This is a genomic window from Acaryochloris sp. 'Moss Beach' (assembly GCF_021497025.1).
GTDB classification, from domain to species: domain Bacteria; phylum Cyanobacteriota; class Cyanobacteriia; order Thermosynechococcales; family Thermosynechococcaceae; genus Acaryochloris; species Acaryochloris marina_A.
This window is the reverse complement of the sequence record NZ_CP071722.1, coordinates 58,904-76,813: the sequence shown is the minus strand read 5'-3', so window position 1 is coordinate 76,813 and position 17,910 is coordinate 58,904. Positions and strand designations below refer to the sequence as shown.

General features: G+C 47.2%; 16 protein-coding genes and 1 pseudogene. 11 read left to right on the top strand and 6 right to left on the bottom strand.

Annotated features, from left to right (window positions below; genetic code table 11):
• Window positions 1-10: 10 nt before the first annotated feature.
• The 7 genes from HRE53_RS31960 to HRE53_RS31930 all read left to right on the top strand — a co-directional run bounded on the left by HRE53_RS31960 (window position 11) and on the right by HRE53_RS31930 (window position 10,526).
• Window positions 11-733, top strand: a complete 723-nt coding sequence (locus tag HRE53_RS31960) for a M48 family metallopeptidase (protein WP_235112480.1) — start codon at window positions 11-13, stop codon at window positions 731-733.
• A gap of 65 nt (window positions 734-798) precedes the next feature.
• On the top strand, window positions 799-2,115 hold the full coding sequence (locus HRE53_RS31955) for an McrC family protein (protein WP_235112478.1): 1,317 nt from the start codon (window positions 799-801) through the stop codon (window positions 2,113-2,115).
• Window positions 2,108-4,120 (top strand): AAA family ATPase, encoded by a 2,013-nt coding sequence (locus HRE53_RS31950; protein ID WP_235112662.1) that lies wholly within the window; start codon window positions 2,108-2,110, stop codon window positions 4,118-4,120. The genes HRE53_RS31955 and HRE53_RS31950 overlap by 8 nt, the downstream gene beginning before the upstream one ends.
• 120 nt (window positions 4,121-4,240) lie before the next feature.
• Complete coding sequence (locus tag HRE53_RS31945) at window positions 4,241-7,648, top strand: TM0106 family RecB-like putative nuclease (protein WP_235112660.1); 3,408 nt, start codon at window positions 4,241-4,243, stop codon at window positions 7,646-7,648.
• 202 nt (window positions 7,649-7,850) lie between these two features.
• Window positions 7,851-8,174 (top strand): hypothetical protein, encoded by a 324-nt coding sequence (locus tag HRE53_RS31940; protein WP_235112658.1) that lies wholly within the window; start codon window positions 7,851-7,853, stop codon window positions 8,172-8,174.
• Complete coding sequence (locus HRE53_RS31935) at window positions 8,164-8,607, top strand: type II toxin-antitoxin system YhaV family toxin (protein ID WP_235112657.1); 444 nt, start codon at window positions 8,164-8,166, stop codon at window positions 8,605-8,607. Before HRE53_RS31940 ends, HRE53_RS31935 begins: the two co-directional genes overlap by 11 nt.
• Window positions 8,607-10,526, top strand: a complete 1,920-nt coding sequence (locus tag HRE53_RS31930) for a tyrosine-type recombinase/integrase (RefSeq protein WP_235112656.1) — start codon at window positions 8,607-8,609, stop codon at window positions 10,524-10,526. Before HRE53_RS31935 ends, HRE53_RS31930 begins: the two co-directional genes overlap by 1 nt.
• 180 nt (window positions 10,527-10,706) lie before the next feature.
• Here HRE53_RS31930 and tnpA read toward each other — a convergent pair whose 3' ends face one another.
• Window positions 10,707-11,120, bottom strand: coding sequence for an IS200/IS605 family transposase (tnpA, locus tag HRE53_RS31925; RefSeq protein WP_235112636.1), 414 nt, complete (start codon window positions 11,118-11,120; stop codon window positions 10,707-10,709).
• Between the two features lie 29 nt (window positions 11,121-11,149).
• Between tnpA and HRE53_RS31920 the strand changes: the two are divergent.
• From HRE53_RS31920 to HRE53_RS31905, 4 genes and pseudogenes are all read left to right on the top strand, one after another.
• Window positions 11,150-12,455: pseudogene (locus HRE53_RS31920) on the top strand (RNA-guided endonuclease InsQ/TnpB family protein).
• Between the two features lie 74 nt (window positions 12,456-12,529).
• Window positions 12,530-13,375 carry a GIY-YIG nuclease family protein gene (locus HRE53_RS31915; RefSeq protein ID WP_235112655.1) on the top strand — a complete coding sequence of 282 codons (846 nt, stop codon included), beginning with the start codon at window positions 12,530-12,532 and terminating at the stop codon, window positions 13,373-13,375.
• 101 nt (window positions 13,376-13,476) lie between these two features.
• On the top strand, window positions 13,477-13,809 hold the full coding sequence (locus HRE53_RS31910; protein WP_235112654.1) for a hypothetical protein: 333 nt from the start codon (window positions 13,477-13,479) through the stop codon (window positions 13,807-13,809).
• Between the two features lie 520 nt (window positions 13,810-14,329).
• Window positions 14,330-14,569, top strand: coding sequence for a hypothetical protein (locus tag HRE53_RS31905; RefSeq protein WP_235112651.1), 240 nt, complete (start codon window positions 14,330-14,332; stop codon window positions 14,567-14,569).
• Here the strand turns inward: HRE53_RS31905 and HRE53_RS31900 are convergent.
• The 5 genes from HRE53_RS31900 to HRE53_RS31880 form a co-directional block, all read right to left on the bottom strand.
• Window positions 14,558-14,953, bottom strand: a complete 396-nt coding sequence (locus HRE53_RS31900; RefSeq protein ID WP_235112650.1) for a hypothetical protein — start codon at window positions 14,951-14,953, stop codon at window positions 14,558-14,560. The two genes, HRE53_RS31905 and HRE53_RS31900, sit on opposite strands and share 12 nt — an antisense overlap.
• 27 nt (window positions 14,954-14,980) lie before the next feature.
• Entirely contained in the window at window positions 14,981-15,676 is a 696-nt protein-coding gene (locus tag HRE53_RS31895; protein ID WP_235112648.1) for an IS630 family transposase, read from the bottom strand.
• Window positions 15,673-16,116: a helix-turn-helix domain-containing protein gene (locus HRE53_RS31890; protein ID WP_235112647.1), complete on the bottom strand. Its 444-nt coding sequence runs from the start codon at window positions 16,114-16,116 to the stop codon at window positions 15,673-15,675. Before HRE53_RS31890 ends, HRE53_RS31895 begins: the two co-directional genes overlap by 4 nt.
• Window positions 16,117-16,568: 452 nt before the next feature.
• Window positions 16,569-17,054, bottom strand: a complete 486-nt coding sequence (locus HRE53_RS31885) for a tetratricopeptide repeat protein (RefSeq protein ID WP_235112645.1) — start codon at window positions 17,052-17,054, stop codon at window positions 16,569-16,571.
• Between the two features lie 396 nt (window positions 17,055-17,450).
• Window positions 17,451-17,888, bottom strand: coding sequence for a DUF4259 domain-containing protein (locus tag HRE53_RS31880; protein WP_235112644.1), 438 nt, complete (start codon window positions 17,886-17,888; stop codon window positions 17,451-17,453).
• Between the last annotated feature and the right edge of the window lie 22 nt (window positions 17,889-17,910).

Here is a 17,910-nt window from a genome sequence, read left to right as displayed (position 1 = left end):
TTTGCAGAATATGGATGATAGACAAACCATCGAACTGGGCGATATCACCGTAGAGGTCGTGAAAAAGGACATCAAGAATCTCCACCTCAGCGTCTATCCCCCCAAGGGCAATGTGCGGATCTCAGCACCGCAGCGAATGGATCTAGCCACCATCCGCCTCTTTGCTGTCTCTAAACTGCGATGGATTAAACAGGAACAGCGTAAGCAACGCGCTCAAGAACGGGAAGCCCCCCGCGAATACCTCAACCGGGAAAGTCATTATCTGTGGGGCAAACGCTATCTCCTAGACGTAGTGGAAAAGGATGCTCCCCCTAACCTCAATCACAACCATAGCCAAATGACCCTGCAAGTCCGCCCAGGGGCCGATGCCGCTAAGAAGCGTGCCATCATTGATGAGTCCTATCGTCAGCAACTCAAGTCAGCCATCCCTCCCTTGATCGCTAAATGGGAACAGCTTATGGGGGTGACAGTGGCTGACTTCACCGTCAGAAAGATGAAAACTAAATGGGGAAGCTGTAGTCCAGAGTCAAGAACAATTCGGTTCAATCTAGACTTAGCGAAGAAGCCCCCTATTTTCCTTGAGTACGTGGTTGTTCATGAGATGGTTCACTTGTTAGAGCCAACCCATAACTCCCATTTCATCGCATTGATGGATAAATTCATGCCTAAATGGAAGTTTTATAGAGACGTCCTCAATCGCTTACCCGTCACCCATGAGCGCTGGGACAAGTAGATCTATGACTGTAGAACCTATAGTCCACGGTTTCCTGATAAACGTCATTGAGAATTTATCCATTTATGCCTCCATTGGGAAGTCCATCGACAACTGGCAATATTACTCTATTTGAGTATGAGGATACGGATGGCCTGACGGAGCGCGAGATAAAGTTATTGAGTCGCTTTTCCAAAATCCATGGCATTGAGATTCTCCGACCCATCCTACGTCAGGGAAAGACCTCTTTCCAGGCCAGACAGTATGTAGGGATCTTGCGATTGGGTCGCCGAACCCTTCAAATCTTGCCGAAAGTCTACCGCTCCCAAGATAGGGAACTGGGAGAACAAGAAGCGGCTCGTAATCTGCTAATGATGTTGGACTATGCCGGACATTTAGGCATTCGAGAGACACATTTAGCGGAGCTAAATAAATCCAAGGATTGGTTCGAAGTTCTTATCCATTTCTTTGCACTCAACCTCAAACGCCAGTGGATAAAGGGACCCTCACGAAGCTATGAACCTATCGATGCTTCATTATCAGTATTGAAAGGGAAATGGCGATTCTCAGCTCAAATTCGCCGCCCTGAACAGAAGCACCAATTTGCTGTCACTTACGACGAATTCACCCAAGATAATCTTCTGAACCGAGTGTTTCGATATGTGGTGGAAGGTCTGTTACAACTTACAAGAGACCATCAGAACCACCAGATGCTCTCAGAACTCCGCTATTGGATGGACGGAATTCTACTCCTGCCTGTTGTGACTTCTCAAATGGCCCAAAACATTTGTCTCACACGCATGAATCAGCAATATGAACCGCTGTTAAATTTGGCCCGTCTTTTTCTCGATCGAATAGGACTTGAACTGTCTGCTAGCGACCAAACTGCTTTTGCTTTTGTCTTTGATATGAATCAGCTTTTCGAAGGCTTCTTGACTGGGTTTATTCAGCGTCATCGAAGAGATGTATTGCCGACCTCGCTTCAGGATTGCCAAATACTTCCTCAAGGGCGTCAGGCCGTTTTATATCTAGCGCAGACCCAAGGGCGGCCAGTCTTTAGGCTGAAACCAGACCTCGTGTTTCGTCAGAATCATGCCTATCCCCTGTTGATTGATTTCAAATACAAGGAACTCAAACCTGCAAACCATAAAGTCGGCATCATCGAAGCTGACTTTTATCAAATGTACGCCTACCTAAATCGTTTCAACTGTCCTCAAGTGACGCTAATGTACCCACAGACCAGTAACTTCACTAAACCCATCAGATTTCGTTTTTCATTAGAAAGCGGACTTGGGAATATAACAGCCGTTACGGTCAATTTACTGAAAGATTTATCAACAAAACAAACGAAGCAAGACCTGATCACAGAGCTAAATCAAATTTTTGAGGACACAGATGGTTAGTCAGAATCAGGTCAAAGATTTGAAGGAAGAGCTAAAGGATTGGCTCAACCAAGGGAATTCCAGAACGATGCCTCCAGAACTAGATGATCTCCAAAAAGATTTTTTACAACGGTTTCCTCGTGAACAGCTAAACGACTTGACCCTTGAAACCTATACGCTTGGTAAGCCCGATAGCTTTTGCTATTGGATTGAGTTCCAAACTCGAAATTTGGGTAGTGTTTCTGGGGGAAATGCAGGGAAATGGGGAATCTTCTGGAGCAGGGCAGACCAGAAATGGAAATGGAATATTTCTCTGCAAAGCGATACGGCAGAAGATGCTTTCCTCAAGTTGAAGACCGGATTGCTGAATTTGCTTAAAGCTGTAGAAAAAGATCAATTCGACCATCTAGATGTGATCGGCTCGACCCAGCTTGGCCCCAACCGAAATGGTCTGAGGGCAAAACCCCTCTCTTTGTATTTTCCCGATAAATTTTTACCCATTTCCAATCCCTACCATCTGGCTCACTTCCTCAACCTTTTGGGACAACAGCCCCACAATGGTCTCCATGCCAAGAACCGACAATTGCTGACCTTTTTGAGAGGGCATCCAGAATTTGCAGGGATGGATACCCACTCGATGATGAGGTTTCTCTATGAAACAATGCCGCCTGGTGCTAGGAGACTCAAACCTGCACAGCCAGATCATGATGATCATTTAGACTTACCTGAGGAAATCGTTCAACTTGCCACCCTTGCGGAGACCACACGCAACCTGATTTTGTATGGTCCACCAGGGACCGGTAAAACCTATATCGTCAATCGGTTCGCTCGCTTCTACTTGAGTGAACAGTTGAGCGTCCCGCTTTCACCAGAACAGCGGCGGCGGGATTTGATTCGACCCCTGAAGTGGCATGAGGTGATTGCACTAGCTCTGTATTTAAAGCGTGATAAACAGCCTCTGATCAAAGTGCCAGATATTGCTCAAGACCCACTTATAAAAGACTATTGGGCTTTGACTCAGACCCAAAAGCTCAGGAACCAGATTTGGGCTATGCTCCAAATTCACACATCACCTGACATAGAAACGGTCAAGTACAAGAATCGGCAACCTCCCTTTTTGTTTGAGAAGAATGAAAAAAGTGAATGGTGCTTGACGGAGGAAGGGGAAGGTTATGTAGAGATGAAATTGTCTGATACTTTAGATAAGCTGAACCTCCCAGAAGAATCGAAACCAGCTATCTCCGACTACATGCGGTTTGTTACGTTTCACCAGTCCTTTGCCTATGAAGAATTTGTGGAAGGATTGAAGCCGGTTACAGAGGATGGACAAGTTCGCTATGAGGTCGTAGATGGCATCTTCAAAGATATCTGCAATCGTGCCCAGAACGACCCGGACCACAAGTATTTGCTCGCGATTGACGAGATTAACCGCGCCAATATCGCTAAAGTTTTTGGAGAGTTAATTACTCTGATCGAGAACGATAAACGGTTAGAGGAGGAACAGGAAATTACTGTACAGCTTCCCTACTCTCAAAAAACCTTTGGAGTTCCAGAGAATCTTCTGATTGTCGGCACTATGAATACGGCAGATCGCTCTATAGCCCTGTTAGATATTGCTTTGAGGCGTCGTTTCACCTTCGTCGAACAGATGCCTAATTACAGTCTCCTTAAAACTGTTGAAGGAGTTGAACTGGGAGAGTTACTGGATCAACTGAATCGGCGAATAACTGCTCTACTAGGGCGAGACTATCAGATTGGCCACAGCTATCTAATGGGCCTCGATAGTATTGAAGACCTCCATTTCGCCTGGTACCAGAAAATTATGCCGCTGTTGCAAGAGTACTTCTACAGTGACTGGGAACGATTGCAGGCCGTCGTGAGCGATCGCTTTGTGAAATTAGCGCCAACAGACAATAAGACCCGTAAAGCACTGGGCGATTTTTACGATTCAGATAGTCAATATGAGATTACCCCCTATACCTCTGACTCAACATTCTTGGATGCCTTACGGCATATCTACTCCTAAATCCTATAGAACTACCTTCTTTTTACTTTTATTGTGCAGGAAGTAATATGTTGATCGGTGAAATATGGTTATCCTGGTCGAAATCGACGTTTTTCACTTTTTTCCTTCAGGATCAAACCTATGCAGCGATCGCCCACCGGTCCCGTCTACTCCCCCCAAGACCTGATCCAGTTCCTTACCAGTGACTTTGCCTGCTGGATGGATCGCTTTGCCCTAGAGCATCCTGAGTCTCCCCCTCCTGAGCATGAACCCGATGAGATGCTCCAAGCCCTGGTGCAGCTTGGGCAAGCGCATGAACAGAAATTTTTAACTGAACTCCTTGAGCAGGGAGCCAATGTCTTCCAAGTCAAAGACAGAACCAGCTTTGATGAAACCCTAGCTGCCATGAAAGCCGGTCATGATTACATCTACCAAGCAGCCCTCAAGCATGAAAACTTTATAGGCTACCCTGACTTCCTAGTCCGCGTTGAGCAGCCCTCTCTCCTCGGTGACTGGACCTATATCCCCCTAGAGTGCAAGCTGGCCCTCAACCCCAAACCTGACTTTATAATCCAATCAGCCTGCTATCTGGATCTACTTCATCACGTTCAAGGCACCCGTCCACAAGAGTTTCGCCTTCTGCTGGGCAATGGCACCCAGGAATCCTTCTCCACTGAACAATACATCTACTACTTCTATCAGGTGCGCCAGAACTTCCTGTGCCGCATGGCTGATTTCAATCCCCAACAGAAACCTCTACCTGGAGTCGGAAATCATGGCCGCTGGCAAGCGATCGCCCAAGCTCATTTGCTTGAAATCGATCACCTCAGTCAAGTCGCCAATGTTACCCAGACCCAAATCCGCCGGTTAGAGAACGCGGGGATTAAAACCCTTGAGCAATTAGCAGCCGCCGACTCCACTCAGCACATCCCCAAACTGGACTCAGCCATCTTCGAGCGATTAACCCTTCAAGCCCAGCTCCAGAAAGCCAGCGCCGCATCCGAAGTCATTGAATACCGTCTGATTCCTCCAGACCCAGAGCATCCCCGACGCGGTTTAGCCCTGCTGCCCCTGCCCAGTCCCTTGGATGTCTACTTCGATATGGAAGGGTATCCCCTCGTCAAAGGTGGTCTGGAATATTTATTCGGAGCCATCTATCACGACCAAGACAAGCTGCCCTTCAAAGATTGGTGGGCACACGATGCCAGGATGGAAAAAGAATCCTTCGAGTCCTTTATCGACTGGATCTATCAGCGCTGGTTAGACGATCCATCCATGCATGTCTACCACTATGCTCCCTACGAAACCATCGCCATTAAACGGTTGATGCAGCGCTATGCCACCCGCGAAGCCCAGGTCGATGATCTCCTGCGAGCCGAAGTGTTTATTGATCTGTATCAGGTGGTGCGCCAAAGTCTCCAAGTCGGTACCACTAGCTATTCCATCAAATATCTCGAACCCCTTTATGGTCGGACTCGGGAAGAGTCTGTTAAAAATGCCGCTGATTCCGTCGTTCAGTACTTTCAGTGGCTCCAAGCCCCCGATGGAGATACCCCAGACACTTCACAGATCCTACAGAGCATCAAGGACTATAACCGAGTCGATTGCGAATCAACCTACGAACTCGCCACTTGGCTCCGTCAACTTCAGCAAGACGCAAACATTGAATATCAGTCTAAATCAGACCTAGAGACTCAAACTGAACTTCCGACTGATACCGAAGATCCCGTCGTTCAACTGGCCGAAGAGCTAGTATCAGAACTCCCGGAAATTCCATCCAAGCCTGATGCCCAAGTGCAAGAACTCTTGGCCCATTTGCTGAAGTTTCACGAGAGAGAGACTAAACCCTTTTGGTGGCAGCGCTTTACCTGGCTCCAGATGGATGAAGCCGACTTATTTGATGAACCTGACTGCATCGCGGGACTAGAGCGTACCAAAACACCCCCTATTGCTCCCTCCGGCAGAAGTAAATCCTGGAGCTATGAATATCAATTTGATCCATCTCAAGATCTCCGCATCAAAACTGGACAGACCTGGTTTGCCCCTGAAGAACCTCAAAAAGGATGCCGACTCGTCGAACTCGACACCCAGACAGGACGAGCACTTATTTCGATATCACAGCAGCAGCTAGACAAAACACGGGAGGAACGACCCCATTGGGAGCCACCCCAACGCAGCAGTCTCATTGATGCCAATCTAATTTCTAGTAAAGCTTTACCACAATCGATCCTGGATACTGTTCAGCAATGGCGAGAGACTGGCGTTTTGCAGCCTGCTCTCAAAGATCTGCTCTATCGCTTGCCCCCACGCATCCGCAATCACTCAGCCCCTGAGATTATCTCAGGTAATACAGACCTGCTCACGGGCACTCTAGCCGCTGTCACCCATCTCGACAACAGCCTGTTGTGTATTCAAGGACCACCAGGGAGCGGCAAGACCTACACCGCAGCCCATGTCATTACCCAACTGGTCCAGCAAGGCAAATCCATCGCCATCTCTGCTAATAGTCACCAGGCAATCTCTAATCTGATGCTCAAGATAGCTCAGATGTGCCAAGAGCAATCCATTGATTTAAAGGGTCTGAAATATGGCGGGGAAAAGGATGAACGTATTCTAGAAGCAGGGCTAACCTGGGCAAATAACTTAAAGAAGATCACCCTGTCTGACTATTCGATCTTTGGAGCAACTGCCTTTCAACTGTGCAAACCTGAGATGGCAGAACAGTGGGACTATTTATTCGTCGATGAAGCCGGTCAGATGGCACTGGCAAACTTCGTAGCCATAGCTCGGTGTACCAACAACATTGTTTTAATGGGCGACCAGATGCAGCTTGAGCAACCTATTCAAGCCACTCACCCCGGCGAAAGTGGACAGTCTGTCTTGGGCTATTACCTTGATGGCAAAGCAACGATTCCGCCAAACATGGGAATATTCCTCGATACCAGTTATCGCATGCATCCGTCGATCTGCCAGTTCATCTCTGAAGCTATTTATGAGAATCGTCTTCAATTCCATACTGAAACCCACCACCATCAGATTCAGGTGAATCAGTCTCATTCCAATGCCATTGAGCAGGGTAATGGCATTCTCTTTGTTCCGGTAGAGCATGAAGGGAACTCTCAACACAGTACGGAAGAGATTCAAGCCATTGACGCATTAGTTGAGCATCTAACTGGACTGCCCTACATCTCAAGCCGGGGGGAATCTCAGGGAGTGATTGGCCCCAACGACATCCTGGTGATCGCCCCCTACAACCTTCAGGTTCAATATCTCAAGGATCATTTATGCGATCTCGCTCGGGTAGGCACAGTTGATAAGTTTCAGGGCCAAGAAGCACCCATACTGATTCTCTCAATGTGTGCAAGCAGCAGTGACACCGCTCCAAGAGGATTAGAATTTCTACTCAATCGGAATCGATTAAATGTGGCCATATCCCGTGCCCAATGTCTCTCAATTCTTGTGGGCAGCCCATTATTAGCCTCTACTGCCTGCAAAAACATCTCTGATATTGAGTTAGTGAACTTATACTGCAAAGCTCTACATAAGTAATTCATCAAAGAATTAAGTAGTGAGAACGCTTAAAAGCATAATAAGCAGATAATAGCTGTGCTTTCAGTATTTTCTGATTTAATTAAGCAAAATATCAGTCAAAATGCTTATTTATCGCTCCCATATAAGATATTAGACTCATATTTTATGTTGAGACGTTATTACAGTATGTTATAACGTTTGTATTGCACGGTATACCGCCATGACTGATAAAACTTACAAGGCATCTTGGGCCAAAATTGGGAATTCCTCTGGCTATCGGATCACAAGTGATTTCTTCCGGGAACATCCCGAGTTCGTTGGTTCAGATGGGGTTATCCAAGTCATTGCTCCAGACACCGTTGTCTTTTCACGCGCGAAATCAACGGATGAAGGCCAAGACGAAGATGACCTAATGCTCAGTCTCTACCTGGATTTTCTAACCAAACAGGCCCTCGCCAACCCTGATGAGCTGGAAGAATATACGCAAGACATGGCCGATGAGGACGAAGAGTTAATCGCAGGTGTGATCCTCGATGCTGATTAATGGCTGGAAGATTTACTTTCTCAAACGCCTGTTTGGGCAACAACGTCAGGCATTAAGGGCTGAAGTCAAGCGATTGAAAGCCACTCTACCCCCAGAAGACTATGTACGCCATCCCAAGGTGAAGCTCTATGCTGCTACCATGCAGGCGATCAAAGAGAAAATTCCAGCCGATCCCTTTGCCTCTCATTTTGCGTTAACCGGACCACTGAAGAAGTTTGGCCGAGTGAAAAAGATGGGGATTCCCAATCGATATCGGTTATTTTTTCGAGCGTTCAAAGTTCCTAAAAGTCAGTCCATCTTTGTCCTATGGTTGGGGTATCCCCGTAAGGAAGGGGATAAAAAGGATTGCTATCGAGCGTTTCGGAAAATGGTTGAGCGAGGTGATTTTCCAGCTTCTTTGGACGAATTGATCCTAGAGAGTGAGCAAGGGTGATGAGCAAAAATTATGGGGTAGATATTCCTGAAGTCAAACTCATCACCTTCCCCTCGACGGAAGTGGATCAAGCGCCATCTCCGAAATCTATCCCCAGAGGCAGACCGACACGAATTCCCACGCCAATGGATATCCGTTGGCCGATTGTCCAAGAGTTTTTACGCAACAGCAATTTATCGCCCAATTCCCAAAAGCTCTATGAACGAGAGCTAAAACGATTCTTGGGCTGGACCCATTTGCGATGGTCGGATCTGACGCTGCGGCACTTGGGCCAGTACAAAGCTTATCTGATGGATCTAAAGGTCGCTGAGGGAAAGACCCTTTCTAAGAACAGTCTCAATAGTGCATTGACGGCCCTCAAGAGTTTCTTCAAATGGCTGACCCAGTTTCACCCGGAGCTATGTCCCACCAATCCCACCAAAGGGGTGAAGTTTGAGAAGGTGCCCTTGCCCCCAGCCCAGAATCTAACCCCGGAAGAAATGGCGCGAGTCTGGGATGCGATCGCACAGCGGGAACAGACCCAACTAAGGGATCTGGCCCTAGTGCAGTTGCTCAGTCATAACCTTCGAGCGGGGGAAGTGGTAACCGCCAATGTCGGCTCATTTGATGGCCGCTTGATGAGTATTATCAAAACCAAGAACAACCAACCTCGACTCGTGCCCCTTTCAGCAGAGGGGCAGCGGGTGGTTCAGGATTATCTAGATTGGCGAAAGGAACAAGGGGAAGAACTATCGGCTGAGTCTCCATTGATTCTGTCTCACCACCAGGGCTGGGAGGGGCGACGACTCAGCTATCACGGGGTCTATTTTGCCGTGGAGGATATCGGCAGATTAGCAGAACTCCCCGATCTTCACCCTCACCAGTTTCGACATACGAGTGCGACTGAATATTTGCGAATGGGGTTAGACCCAGCCCATGCCCGGCGATTAACGGGCCATACGGATGAGCGGTCCTTTCGACGGTATACGGTGGCGGCAGAACAAGAGGCTGCTATCACTGCGTTTTACCGGGCAGAAGCAGCTGGGCAACCTTTAGTCTTTGCCCAGTCGTTGGACCGGAAGCAGCGTCAATTACTGGAGGCATTAGCAGAGATGACGGGGAAGTCTCCCCTGTACCAAGATGATTTGGATGAGGGGACCATTGATTTTGCTCAGCTCTGGCAGGAGAACTTACAGGAGTTAGAGTGGCTGGTGGCAAATGTGCGGGCCTTACCGGAAAAGCTGGGAATGGCAGGCTTTGGGGAAACGGGACTGGAAGCGGTCGTTGAGGAGTCTGCGATATGGCCCCAGGTCTCAACAGTTGAAGTACCTTCGGTAGAAGAAAAACTTTCACAAGAAGAAGTCGTTGGTGACCCTCAGTATTGTTACTTTGGAGACGGTAGTTTCAATGAAAAAACCCTCGGTCAATCTAGACGTTACCACTTGCCCAAAGCGGAAGATCCAGGTCTTGCCAAATGCGGAGCAACATTTATTGATCCAGATTCCAAGTGTCCTGTCGAGTATATGAAGGAAAATTTTGAGGTGTTGCTATGCAAGCGATGTTTTAGGGAAAGACGGCAACCATCCAAACAGGCAAAGCCAGAAAATTTCGTCACTAACGAGGAAACCGCAATATTGGCCCAGACCAGCACGGTGGAGCGTTCCCTGAATGCCGTCCAAGTGGGCATGAAACTCTGGGTAAAGGGTAAGAAGAAAGGCAAAGTCAGGAAAACGATTGAGGAGCGGGTGCTCGAACAGTTTCAGATGATGAAGTCGAAACCCAGGGGAATTCAATATGAGCTGATGTTTGTCTTTGATAAAGAGGATGACCTATCGCAGATTGTTGCTCAGATGCGCTGGGATATGGATCTACTGGCAGAGTTAGATGACTGTTCAGTTAAAGTCAAATGGTTGGATGAAGTTCCTTGGCAGCAAGTTTGACCCGAAAGCGTTTCACCTGGAGGAGGTGAATCAAGCCTTAAGGGAGCTTGAGGTTGAGGAAGTATATTGGAACCCACGGATCTCCTATCTAACAATAAATTGAACAAATCGGCGTCAGTCCCCATCCCTCAATAGGGTGGGGAAGGATAGCCCGTCGATAGAGCGCAGCGGCATCGACTATTAGTCAAACCCATTCTGGTTCTGGATATATTGCTTAATTCTTCCTAGAGGAACCCCACCAGCCGAAGCCACATAATAGGAACTAGACCAGAAGACAGGCTTACCGTAGTAGACCTTCTGCACATCCTCTTCAAACTCTTTTCTCACAACGCGACTGGACGCACCTTTGAGACTTGCCACTAATTTGGAGATGTTGTTATTTGGGTGCAAATCAATCATCAAATGCACATGGTCAGGTTCGCCATTGAGTTCCATCAAGGTTGATTTATTCGCCTTACAGACTCTCTGGAATACTTCACTCATGGTTTGGAGCATGTCATCCGTAATGATTTGGCGTCGATATTTAGTGACAAAAACGAGATGTAGGTAAATAGAGTAAACAGAGTGAGAACCTTTATGATGCTTAGCTTTCAATTGCCTATAGGTAAAGGTAGAATAGAGGTATGCTAACACGCCGTACCACCTTCAGGCTTTACCCCACACCTACCCAAGAACGACAGCTTTTTAAGTGGCGTAGACTGCATGGTTATTTATACAATGCGGCACTGGCAGAGCGGCGTGATATGTATAAGCGCTGGGGGATTAGCGTTGATTACTTCGCTCAACAAAACTGTTTGCCTGCCTTTAAAGCACAATGGCCTGAGTTTACTGTCCTGGGGTCTCATGCATTGCAGGCCACACTCAAACGAGTGGATCTAGCGTTCAATGCATTTTTTTTAAAAGGATTACGGGGATACCCCAGATTCAAGAGTATTCGTCATTATTCGGGTTGGACCTACCCCTGTAAGGCAGGCTGGAAAGCCCAGACGGAGGGTAAGCATGGTCACCTGAAGCTCACGAATCTTGGATTGATCAGGATGCGGGGCCAAGCTAGGACTTGGGGAGAGCCAACCACTTGCACTATCGTTTATCGACAGGGTAAATGGTATGCCTCGATTACCGTCAAATGTGTTCCCGTGCGTTCAACTCAACCGGGGGGCTGTCGGTATTGATTTGGGCTGTAAGGAAGCCATCACTCTATCGACGGGTGAGCAAATTTCTAAACCCCAGTTCATTGCTGACGGGGAGCGGTTGGTCAAACACCTATCAAAAGCATTACGACGTAAGCGATCACCTAATCGTAAGGAAGGAATTAACCCCTCCAAGCGATGGATGACTGCACAACGTCGTAAATCAAAAGCACAGCAAAGAGTTACACGCCAAAGACACGATTGGCTGCATCAAATCACCAGCAAGATAGTGAGCGGTAATAGCCTGATTGCAGGAGAGCAGTTAAATGTGTCTGGTATGACTCGCAAGGCTAAGAAGGGCAAGCGTAAGAAACAGAAGGCTGGACTTAATCGGTCTATCTTGTCTGTAGGGTTTGCCACGATTGGCAAGATGTTGGCTTACAAGGAAGCTGAAGCTGGAGGATTTTATCTGGAATCTCCCACTCGCAAACTCAAGCCCACTCAACGCTGTTCCAAGTGCTGGGAGTTAACGCCTAAGACGCTCAGCGACCGGGTACATCAATGCTCTAATCCAAGGTGTGGACACATTGAGGATAGAGACGTTAATGCGGCTCAGGTTAATTTGATTTGGGCTAGGGGTCAGGAATTGGCCTCTTTAGACGTGGAGTCGCCAAGCTCTACTGTAGGCGAAGCCTGCGCGAAGCGCGTATGCGGAAGCATGAGGCAACTTGGGGCGAAGAAGCGTGCAAAACCTCAAACTAAGCAGGACGGAAACCCCGTTCCTCTTAGGGCGGGGTAGTTCATAGTATCCTTTTTTTGACACGGATTAGGCTTCATTCATAAAATAGGTGTATCAAATAAAGGGTGGCGCGCATGTGTCTACAGTATGGTGTTAACCCTGATGGAGAGCTAATCGCCATTGACCAAGTACGACGGGGCAAGACAGGGCTGACCTGTCCCTACTGTGGTGGGTTCTTGGCTGCTAAGAAAGGACGGATTAAAGCTCACCATTTCGCCCACATTAGCGAGACTTGTCGGGCCGTGAGTAGCGATCGCGATATCGATTTGCCCACCTATGATCGCTTCAACCTACATCTATCTCCTAAAGACTTTGAGGCATTCACAAAATTTCGGAGAGGGCATGGTCCTGGCAAAGCATATATTTCTTTCTTTGAGCGAAGAAAACTAATTAAGTGGAATGACTTCAAAGGCAGAGGAGGTGGGTATGAATTCACTATGCTCGGAAAGATCCCCTTTGGCGCACTGTCGCTGATGCTATTCAATCAAGTACAAGAGCCATTAATCTTGGGCAAGCTAGCTAGATTTACGAAACGAGCCGAAAGCGCTTACAAAAAAAGCGCTGTAGACCTACTTGATTATGTAGCCGATCTGCGGCTTTATCGCGCTCAGTTGCGGCGGATTCTAGCGTCAACGCTTTACTATCTGGAAGTCAGAGCTGATGGCAATACCCTCTACAGATCGGGTGTCACCACCCGATCTGTAGAGGAACGCATCCCGGAAATTGAGCAGGAGCTGCGATCACATTATCAATCAGTGGCGATTAAGGTGTTGGGCAATTGGCCGCATCGGGGTAATGTTGAGCGCTATTTTATCCATCGTTACCATTCCTATCAACACCCCATCGGAACGCTCACAGAATACTTCAAGTTTGACGATCCTGATCAGGCTAAGTCAGTCCTTATACCAAGCTGTGCCTGAATGTGTAACTCTCAAACTCGTGAAACCCAATACTGAGTTGGCTTAGCAAATAATCAAAATTACACTCTTAGGTGCTAATTGGTATTAGAGATTTGCGGCGGATGAAACCCAAGATGCTCAGTCCAGATGAGGTCGAAATTTTAGAGGTCAAGCCTGCTTGTATTGGGCTAAAAATTAAAACGGATCAAAGAAGGCAACAGCGCTCAGCGGCAATCAAAACTGGGATGGACCGTGCTCGGTCTTGGGGGACCCATGTCGGACGACCAAACGGCCAGGAATCGGTTGCTGAATTCTTGGCGAAGCCCAAAAACCAGGAAATCACGCAGGCATTGAACGAAGGCTTATCCTTACGCAAGGCAGCTAAGCGGACTGGAGCAGCGATCAATACTGTTCGCAAGGTCAAGGTATTGATGATAGAAAAAGCCCACCTGTAAATTTTTCCGGGTTTTCTTACCCTGCAATAATTTGTGGGAACCAAAGCTGTTCCCACTGACCATTAAGCTCCACAGTTTTCAGGTTGCAGCCTTCGAAAATCGATCAGTAATCAACCTCTCTTGTGTTAATTTCCGATCTTCCGTTGCATCCCAAACAGTCCAAATCAAACCAACGGCTGCAGATGCAGTTGCAAGAATACCTGTACATCCCAGAATTAAATGGCTCTTGTCCGTTTTTCAGAATTAGTGTCATAAAACTAGAAATGTGACTGGAAGCTAGAAGATGTCTACGAGATCATTCGGCGAAGAATAAAACGCAGAACCCTTTTCTCTCTAAGCTTTCCGGGTATCCCAGGGCCAGCCAATCTCAATGCTGTATTAATAATCTTCCTGATTTTAAGTGGACAAAATCGAGTTTTCTGGTTCGTTTTCCAGAATTAGTGTCGTGTAACGGTCAACTCATTTCGGGTTTTAAGTGATCTGAATCATGGAATAAAACCCGAAATGAGTTGTAATCTACTTGCGTTCTAACGAGAAACTGACCTATGAGGTCAACGACGATCATCACCAGCAAGCCCAATCTCTGATTGAAGATATGGCGATGAAGCTCAGATGCGATCAGGAATGGAAACCTGTGACGGGACAGCATTGCGATCGCTGCGGGTATCAGAAATATTGCCCCGAGAAAACTGCTAAGCCAGAACCCCTACCTCAAGATGCTAGAGAGGTTACGCAAGTGCAGTTGGCTTTAGGGTTTTGATTGACAGGCGATAAGGGAAGTAGAGTCCAACGACAGAATCTGAAAAAGTGGCTCAGACAATGGTGACATCTCTATCGCCTCACCTTGATAGTGAACCTGAGAGAACGCGGCAAGATTGAATACACCATGGGGAACATCCAGTTTCTTATCTTTAAGCCACATTCTTAGCCGATAATCTACGCGCCATCCCCGTAAATGTTCCGTTAAGTCGATCCAAAAATGAAAGGGAATCAACTGAGAATCCACCCGGCAAGACCCTCGATAAACTTGGTGGGGAATGTTGTGCTGAAAGAGTTGGGTATGACATAGACGGGTCATACCATCACACTCAGTAGGAGAGGCATCTAGCGGGTTTAGTATTTGGCGTAGTTCGTCAATTGTCATATTAAGAAAGCTAAGGCTAGTGCATCGTCAATATTTAATTTTAGGGTAGATAGAAGTGAGCTTACACCTGGCATCTTCAATTTTCATTTGCCAATCCACACCGCGTTGCGAGTGGTTCACATCAATCGCCCATGCTTGAACTTCATCTTTTAGAGTTTCAATCGTCCCAAAGCGCCTCCTATCAATACACTGTCGAGTCATTGCACTCAGTTCGTTTTCGGCCACGTTCAGCCAACTGCCATGCTTAGGGGTGTAGCAAAAGTGGATGCGTTGAACGAACCGCCGGGCACGCTCAGGCTCGAACACCTCATAGAAAGCCTCTTTGGTATGGGTGTTGAGATTGTCACAGGTGAGTATGACTTGTGGGCATTGTGCATAGCGTCCTTCCATTAAGACTGCGACTTCACTGGCCCAATCGATTTTTGTTCGCCGCTCACGAACAGTTGCTTGTCGCCACCCCGCTAAAGGTTCGCTAAACATGAAGATATTGGCGGTACCTGCACGCTCATACTCATAATCAACCCGCTTAGGGTGTTGAGCGGTGGCTGGAATAGGGCACTTGATTTCTTTGTGGAGTTGGACAGGCTGTTCGTCCATACAAATCACCGGACAACTTGGGTCATAAGGCTGAGCATACACTTCCAGCACTTCTTCCATCTGAGCAACGAACTCTCCATCTGCTTCAGGCGGAATCACCCAGTACTCAATCTTGCGGTTGGTCATCCCGTTTTTTTCAGAGTCTGACGAACCGTTTCATCGCTGACAGATTCTACGATACCCAGTTCCACAACTTTGCGGGCCAGCAAGCGCAATGACCAATTCCCGTAGCCTTTAGGAGGGCTGCCTAATCGCATGGCAATGACTTGAGCTTCCTGCTCACCATCGAGTAACTGACTGCGAGGTGCTCTGACACGTTGGGCACCGTTAAGGGTTTCCTCAAATCCTCTCTCTACAAGACGTTTACGGATGTTCTCAACTGTTTTAACTCGACAAGAATAAGCATCTGAAATGCGTTCATCGGTCCAATTTGGCCCGTCGGCATTTGCTTTCAAAAGAATTTGAGCACGTCGTACTTTTTGGCTGTTGCCCTTGAGCTTTTTGATGACGGCTTGCAGATGGTTCTGCTCATCTTCACTCAGTCGGACAATATATTTTTTCGGCATAGGGATAGGTGTTTTCTCGGTCTGACTGCAATACTGCCACCATTGTTACCTACCCTAATCTTTTAGCTTGACGCTGCACTAGAGCTGATAATCTAACTCGCACGTATGGGAGTCAAACGCCAATAACCAGAGTTTATGGAATATCTTTTGGCATAAGAAAAACACCGAATAGAGACAATCTAACCAAGCCCAATAACCTTATGGGCAGTACGGCAATACTGATGGAAGTATCAAATGTAATCATCAGCAACTGTAAAAAATGTCGGTGCAGTCTCTTTTGGATACATCGGCTGGAACAGAAGATTTGGCGTATTGGGTCCTAACGAAGAAGTTAGAGAATTTGAGTGTCTGAGTAATGTTCGCAAAGGCAGGTTCAACACTGAAACGCCTTGGGATTGGGGATTGCAATTTTGCCAGTAGCAGTAATATTGCCTCCGCTCTCTGTCGTTGCATTATTGGGCAGGCTTAGCCAGATGTGGAATCATTTTCACCAGGAGAGCAGCAGCCTGGTTCTGCGGTTCAAGCTGAGTTGCCTTGGTTGCTGATTGCAAAGCTGCTTGATAATCCTTGAGCATCAATTGGCTTTTAGCAAGATTGAGATGGGCATCAGCACTCTTTGGCTCAAGTCGAGTTACTTGGGTGAAATCATCGGTGGCTTTTTGGTAATTTTTAGCCTCAAGGTGGAGAACTCCGCGAAATGAATAAGCAGTGGCAAGAGAAGGATCTAACTGGATTGCCTGATTGAGTTCTCTCATTGCCCCCTGGAAATCTTTCTGTTCAAGGAGAGAAGTCGCTGTGGCAAAGTGCGGGTTTGCTAAAGGATTGGGGGATGCAGTTGCTAGCGGTGAATGGCTGACCATTGCCATTCCCTGTCCAATGATGAAGAGGAAAACAGCTATCGCCGCAGTGAGATAGGCATGGACTCGTTTGCGATTCATGTACTGCCCCCTCACATATTTGTGCCCTTCATTTTACTCCCATCTATAGCCTAGTTGCACTGCCTGGAACTCCATCTCCTGTACCCAGACATAAATCGATGGCATCTCCAGGTCTGAACAGTACTCAAGCCAACACTGTTGCTGGAATCTTGAAATTTCGCAGTGCACCCGACTTTGTTGGGTCGAGGCTACGATGGCAGGGGCAGCATATCGGCCAGCACAGGTAAAAGCTTGATTAATGCCAGGCAAGCGCCACAAGAAGCAATCAGGGTAGCAAAAGCACTCTGATAGTCTCTACTATGATGATCTGATCCAACCGATACAAAGAACTTAATCAGACTGAAAATAATTAGACAGATAAAAGGGATTGCCATTGTGAAATCTTTTAAAAATGAGCTAAACGTCGAGATACTTGATTTTCTCTAATTTTTTCTTAGCTCCATTGAGTCGATTAGCTAAATCCTGTAAGACTCCTTCCCAAGCTTCCAAGTCTTCCTGGCATCTCCACAATCGTTTCAAACTAGAATCTGATTGGATGGTTTGAACTGCCTGTATAGCTTGAGCCACTATTGGTGGAGGTATTGGCGATTTGTTTTTGATCCAAGTCTTGACTGACGCTGGGCAATCTTCAGAAGGTCTCCCCAGTATTGCAGCTATCACCTCAGCGGCAGCAATAGCATGGGTCGGGGCAGGCTCGACAAGGATAGCATTCGTCTGACTATTTATAAGTTTGAGAGCATCAAAAACGAAGCTATGATCGTCATGCTTCTGGAGTAGATAAACCCAATCTAATGCACTATCGTTCTCAAAACTCCTACAGCCCCATGTGCCCATTTTATTGCTCCATCAATCCAAA